Origin of the sequence: Phascolarctobacterium succinatutens CAG:287 (genome assembly GCF_000434895.1) — a bacterium.
GTDB classification, from domain to species: Bacteria; Bacillota; Negativicutes; order Acidaminococcales; family Acidaminococcaceae; genus Phascolarctobacterium_A; species Phascolarctobacterium_A succinatutens_A.
In genome coordinates this window covers 57,028-63,732 of record NZ_FR892804.1, presented here as the reverse complement: position 1 = coordinate 63,732, position 6,705 = coordinate 57,028, and the positions used below count along the sequence as shown (strand labels likewise).

Annotated in this window: 5 protein-coding genes; all 5 read left to right on the top strand. The window is 35.7% G+C overall.

All coding sequences use genetic code 11. The features are described 5' to 3' along the window. Positions 1-1,765: TonB-dependent receptor plug domain-containing protein (locus BN587_RS07625; protein WP_303684907.1), on the top strand; the 1,765-nt coding region annotated here is incomplete at its 5' end. Between the two features lie 17 nt (positions 1,766-1,782). Further along, positions 1,783-2,787, top strand: coding sequence for an ABC transporter substrate-binding protein (locus tag BN587_RS07620; RefSeq protein ID WP_021720537.1), 1,005 nt, complete (start codon positions 1,783-1,785; stop codon positions 2,785-2,787). A 31-nt stretch (positions 2,788-2,818) separates the two neighbouring features. Continuing rightward, positions 2,819-4,765: a TonB-dependent receptor plug domain-containing protein gene (locus BN587_RS07615; protein WP_021720536.1), complete on the top strand. Its 1,947-nt coding sequence runs from the start codon at positions 2,819-2,821 to the stop codon at positions 4,763-4,765. Between the two features lie 123 nt (positions 4,766-4,888). Continuing rightward, positions 4,889-5,941: a FecCD family ABC transporter permease gene (locus BN587_RS07610; protein WP_021720535.1), complete on the top strand. Its 1,053-nt coding sequence runs from the start codon at positions 4,889-4,891 to the stop codon at positions 5,939-5,941. Beyond that, positions 5,941-6,705, top strand: a complete 765-nt coding sequence (locus BN587_RS07605) for an ABC transporter ATP-binding protein (protein ID WP_021720534.1) — start codon at positions 5,941-5,943, stop codon at positions 6,703-6,705. The genes BN587_RS07610 and BN587_RS07605 overlap by 1 nt, the downstream gene beginning before the upstream one ends.

Below are 6,705 nucleotides of genomic sequence, written 5' to 3'. Positions count from 1 at the left end.
TAAATCTTGTTCAATTTGCACTTGCAATCTACCTCAAAATTTGTATGAAGCTTTACAAAGCGTTCCGGGCATGAATTCTCGCTTATATGGAAATGGTGTTGGCTATGAATTATCCGGTTACAGTGTACCTTCTTTGAGAGATAAATATGCCGTTGTACTTATTGACGGTGTAAATCAGGCTATGGATAGTAAGGCAAGAAACTCCTTAATCGATATCAATCCTAGAGATATTGATAGAATAGAGGTATTGAAAGGTTCTGCATCTGTATTGTATGGTTCTAATGCAATTGGCGGCGTTATTAATGTAATTACTAAGAGAGCAGATTCTGGAGTTCAATCTGCTATTAAATATAGTGTTGGTAACTTTGGATACCAGTCTTATAACATCAACAATAGAGGCAGCGAAGAAAATGTTTATTGGTCAGTTAATTTAGAACGTAGAAATACTGGGGATTATGAAGATGGTAGTGGTGTAAATCATCCTACAGATAAGAAAAATAACATTGCTAATGTAAAATTTGGTTATAAAGCAAATGATAAGATGGATTTTATTGTAAAATATGATTCTTCTCATCAAGATATGAAATGGAGCGAGCTTTATAAAAAAAGCGGAGTAGTAGCTAATCATGATGGTGAATTTAATATAGATAATATTACCTTGATTTCTGATTTTATTGATAAAAAGAATGGTGAAGGTAATAATTTCTATGTGTTCAAGGGTAACATGAAAGCAGTACGCAATTATCATCATAATCCTGATAAGGAATTAGATGATGGTAGCTATACTTTTAAGGATTCAGGTGAGACATATAAAGTAAAGGCTTTTAGAATCGCTGACAGATATTACAAGCAAATTAACGATGAACATCGTATTTTAATTGGCGCTGAACATTATGATTATAAAGATGTATATCTTGAAGGAAAAAATAAAATCAAAGAAAATTCTGTATTTATTCAAGACGAGTGGAATTTCGCTAAAAATTTCAAATTAACTTCAGGTGTAAGATATGTTGTTCCGGGTGATTTTGCAGGAAAATATATTACAAGCTTTAATTTAGGATATAATCCTACTGATAACTTAGGCTTATACATTGCACGTAATGAATATTATGTACAACCATCTATGGGACAAGTATTTGGTACCTATTTATATAATCCTAACCCTGATATTAAGCCGACATCTGGCAACACCATTGAATTGGGCGTTAACTATCAAATAGATGATACGTCATTCTTAAATGCTAATATTTATAGACGTGAGGAAGATAATAGTATTTCTTGGGTAAAAGAAGGTACAAAACGTAAATATGTTAATGTAGATGGTACAGCCCAAAATAATGGCTTAGAATTAGCGTATGAAAAACAATTTGATGAAAATTGGAAAACAAAGCTTAGTTATTTCCGCACGTGGTCTAATAAATCTGGTAAGCAAAGTTTCCTGCCAAAAGATATAGTAAGTATTAACATTGATTATTCGAAAGGTAAAACTGATGTAGGCTTATTTGGATTAGGTAAATATAACTTATATGGTAAATCTCAGTTGTATTATGATAGCTTGCCTACAGATTCTTTCTGGGTGGTAAATGCATACGCTAATTATAACCCGACAAAAGACATTAAAATTTTTGCTAGAATAAATAATTTGTTTAATAAAGACTATTCTAATGTTGGCAATTGGTTTGACTTAAATGATGGTAGTATTGATGCTATCAATTATAGCGATGAAGGACGCAATTTTGTTGTCGGTGTTGAATACTCTTTCTAATATTTATTTGATGAAAAATGATTAAGCAGTTTTTGGTTATCTTCATTTTTATTTTAAGCATATTAAACATAGGCTGTGCCTATCAGGAAAAACATCGTGCGAAAGCAGGCAAGGTTGCCTCTATTACTGTTGAGAATTTTGATGGTTATGCTGGTGACGGACGTACTTTAAAGCAGGTGTTTACTGATGTGCCGCAAAGAGTTTTGGCTGTATCTGAGCCTGTTGTCGATGATTTGATATTTTTAGGTGTACAAGATAAAATTATTGGCATTAGTGCTTGCTACAGTAAAAATTTTGCACCTCATGAAACTGAGTATGCAAAATTTGCAAGACTTACGTATGGAAGTGGTTATCCATCTAAGGAAGCGGTGCTTGGTCTGCAGCCGGATTTAATAGTCAGCTGGGGTTCGCTTTTTGGTGAAAGTGCGCTTGGCAGTGTTGAGTATTGGCATAATAAAGGTATTCACACTTACGTTATGACAAATACTGTACCTACTCGTGCAACAGGCAGACGCAAGGTTGAATATATTGTGAGTGATTTGCAGCAGCTTGCGAAAATCTTCCGAGTAGAGGAGAAAGCTCAGAAAAAGATTGCTTATCTACAGAGTAGAATAGCAAAGCTACGGATGCATAGTAAAAGTATAGCTGAAGCTAAAAAACCGAAAGTAATTACCTTGCAATATCTTTATGGCAATGAATATTTTGGCAGGACGGCTAACGATCTTACGGCTGATATGATAGAGCTTGCGGGTGGCATTTCACTTGATGATAATGTAGGCGGGCGCAAAAGCGTAGAATATCTGGTAGAGCTTGATCCTGATATGATTATCGTCATAGATACGGCGACAACACCTGTTGCAGGTAAAATCAAGGCTTTGCATGAGCATAAGGTTTTAAAGAAAATTAAAGCAGTACGCAATAATAAAATCTTTGTTGTGCAGCATCGTGCTTTTTATTGTGGCAGTGAGCGTACGGTAGAAGCTGTAGAAAACATGCATAAATATATTGAAGATAACTTTTAAACTGGCAAATAGAATCGAGGATTAGAGAATAATGAATAACAGAAAAAATTTAGCTGCTTCTGTTCTTTCAGCTATTTGTAGTATTGGCTTTGTAACTGGTGTAAATGCTGCTGAGGTTGGTTCGACAATAGACAATCCCTTCGTTTTAGATACAATGGTTGTTACAGCAACTACTACTCCAGTCAGCGAAAAAAGAGCTACTGCAAGCATGACGGTTGTTAGCCGTAAAGAAATAGATGATAATCACTATAAGACTTTATCTGACGTTTTGGAGCACGTACCAGGTATTGATTCTGTTAAATTTGCTGATGGTGCAGGATTCGAGATATCCGGTGAATCTTCGTTGACAATGCGTGGTAGCTCGAACTGTTTGGTAGCAGTTGATGGCGTTGTACAAAAAACAGGTAACAGCTATAAGTCATATTTATTTAGCATGAATACAGATGATATTGAGCGTGTCGAAGTTATGCGTGGCGCTGCTGCTACTCTTTATGGTGCTGATGCTGTCGGTGGCGTAGTAAATATTATTACTAAGCGTGATTATCCTGCAATGCAGACTAAATTAACAGCTGCGGCAGGAAATTTCGGCTATCAGAATTATCATGTTAATACTAATGGTAGTGACGAGAAAGGCTTTTGGTCATTTAGCTATGATAAAATGAAAAAAGGCGATTATAAGGATGGTGCAGGTGTAAAAACAAAGCGTGATATGGATTCAGATATGGTAAATATGCGCTTAGGTGCATATCTTAACGATGAAACTGATTTCATTGTCAACTTCCAAAATTTGCAACAGAATGGTTCTGCTGCTTACGCAATGCCTAATTGGGGATTGCGTTATTGGACTACCGATTATCATATGCAAACCTTGTCCGGAACGTTAGATTATAAGAGTAAAGATGGCAAGGAAGGCAATGCATTTACTGTACTTTATGGTAAGTGGTTTTCTGACAGGAAAAGAAGTAAGAATGGTAATCAGCCTGCTGCCAAGTGGGAAACTGTTGACCGTGATAATATAGATGTTGTTAACCGTTATTATCGTCAATTAAGCGACAATAACCGTATTGCTGCAGGTGTGGAATATCAACGTTATAGTGTTGCTACTGTTGCTGCTCCTGATAGAGAAATCAGTGAACGTGCTGCGTATTTGCAGGATGAGTGGGATATTACAGATAAGTTGAAATTAACAGGTGGCATTCGTTATGTAAGTTCTAACAGTTATAAGAGTCAATGGTTGAACAGCTTAAACCTATCTTATGCCTTTAGTGATAAGTTTAGCATTTATGCGTTAAGTAACGAATTTTATAAGACTCCTAGCACTACCGCTATTTTTGGCAGTGCTGCATTTAAGGCAAATCCTAACATTAAACCAGAAAGTGGACGTAATAATGAATTAGGTATGAGGTTGGCTTTTGATGATACTGCGCGTTTAGATGTATCTGTATTTGATAGACGACACGAAAATGCTATTGTAATTCAAAATAATCCTGCTCCTGATATGAATCAATATGTTAATATTAATGGTGTTACACACTTGAAAGGTGCAGAAGTTAGTTTCAAGAAAAATTTTGGAAAATATCTAACTGCAAAAGCAAGCTATTCACGTCTTGTAGCAGAAGCTGATTCCCAAATTCCGCGTCTGCCTAAAACGCAGTATACATTAGGCTTGACATATGATAGAGATTTCTATAACGTAAGTTTGCAAGCTTTGAATCGTTCCGATTTTGCTCCAAATAATTATTTCCCGGTGGGCTTTGACAATTATTTATTAGAGAAAAACTATTGGGTTTGGAATCTGTCAGCAAATTACAAAGTCAAGAATAATATCAATGTATTTGCAAAAGTGAATAATATTTTTGATAAAAATTATATGTCAGCAACACAGTATACTGCTACAGGAGCCACAATTGGCGAACCCTTAGCTTATTATACTGCTCAAGGCAGAAGCTTTATTATTGGTATGGAATATAGCTTTTAAGGGTTAAGCTACGCGTCTCTCAACATTTCTCATATATATCTTTTTAGCTGTCGCACATTCTGTGCGGCAGCTATCTCCATAATTAAAACTATCATATTAACGTGCTAATTAAAGGGAACTTTTATGAAAAAAATGCAATTTTTTCTAACATTATTTGTTTTAACACTAGTATTGTGTTGTTCGTTTATCTACTCTTTGAGTATTGGTGTAGTGAATATTAGTTATATTGATATTATCAATATACTTTATTATAATATGATTGATATACAATCGCAGGCTGGGCAAAATCTTTTGCAGTCTGTAAATGCTTCCGTTATTTTTGATTTACGTTTGCCAAGAATAATAATGGCAGTTTTATCTGGTGGTGCTTTGGCGCTTGGCGGCGTAGTTATGCAGGCCTTAATCCGCAATCCTTTAGCAGATCCTTATATTCTTGGAGTATCGTCTGGCGCAGCAATGGGAGCAACGGCAAGTATAATTTTAGGCATGTTCAGCAGCTTCGGTCTCTATGGTGTGTCGATAGGTGCTTTTTGTGGCGCTCTTTTAGTTACCTTTACCGTTTTTGCTATTACTTATACAACAGGTGGAGTGCAAAATAACACCAAGCTTATTTTGGCTGGTACTGCATTAAATGCTATTTGCAGTGCAAGTACAAGCCTTTTGGTTTACTTGGCTAAGGATGTTGATGGTATTCGTGATGCGACATTTTGGATTATGGGTAGTATGGGGAAGGTTACCTGGGACTATTTACCGTTTGTGGCTGTAGCCTTTAGTGTTTTAGCATTTTTCTTTATATATAAATTCCGCATTCTCAATGCTTCTCTTTTAGGTGAAGATATGGCATTGATACTAGGTGTATCTTTAGAAAAAAGCAGAATGTTTTTTTTGACAGCCGTTGCTATATTAGTTAGCATGGTTGTAGCTGCAACGGGAATAATTGGTTTTGTTGGTCTTGTTATACCGCATATAGTGCGTATTATCTGTGGAAATAATCATTTGAAATTATTACCATATTCTATACTTGGTGGAGCAATTTATATGTTGTGGTGTGATGTATTGGCACGTAGTCTGTTGATAAAAACAGAATTACCGATAGGTATATTGACAGCTTTCGTTGGCGGGCCGTTTTTCTTATATTTAATGTGCAGTAAAAAATATGGATTTGGTGATAAGTAATGGAAATACAGACAGAATCTCTGGATATTGCTATTGATAATAAAACGATAGTAGAAAAAATAACCTTAGAAGTAAAGAATAAAGAGTTCGTTGGTCTTATAGGTCCTAATGGTAGTGGAAAATCGACTATTTTACGCGCGTTATATCGTTCTCTAAAGCCTCAAAGTGGTAGAATTTTTTTCGATGGGGAGGATTTGGAGACGCTATCTTTACAGCAAACAGCTCAAAGGCTAGGAGTGATGAAGCAGAATAGTACTCTGAACTTTGATTTTAAGGTGCTTGATTTAATCCTTATGGGACGCACTCCTTATAAAAAGCCTTTTGAACTTGATTCGCAGGCTGATTATGAGCTGGCAAAGGCTGCACTTGCTGCTGTAGGCTTGAATGGCTATGAAGAACGCCTTTATAACCAGCTTTCCGGTGGTGAACAGCAAAGAGTTATGATTGCAAGAGTCCTTACTGGTCAGCCACAAACTTTGCTTTTAGATGAAATGACCAATCACCTGGATTTGTATTATCAATTCCATTTATTAGAATTGATTGAAAATATGCAGGTTGAGGTTTTAGCAGTGATGCACGACTTGAATCTTGCCGCTAAATTTTGCCAAAAGCTTTATTTGTTAAAAGCGGGCAAGATTATTGCTTATGGTAAGACAAAAGATGTGCTTTGTTCTCCTGTTATAGAAGAAACCTTCAAAATTAAAATAAAACCTTATAATGATGAAGATGGTCAGTTGCATTTGCTATATAAGGATGCAAAATAG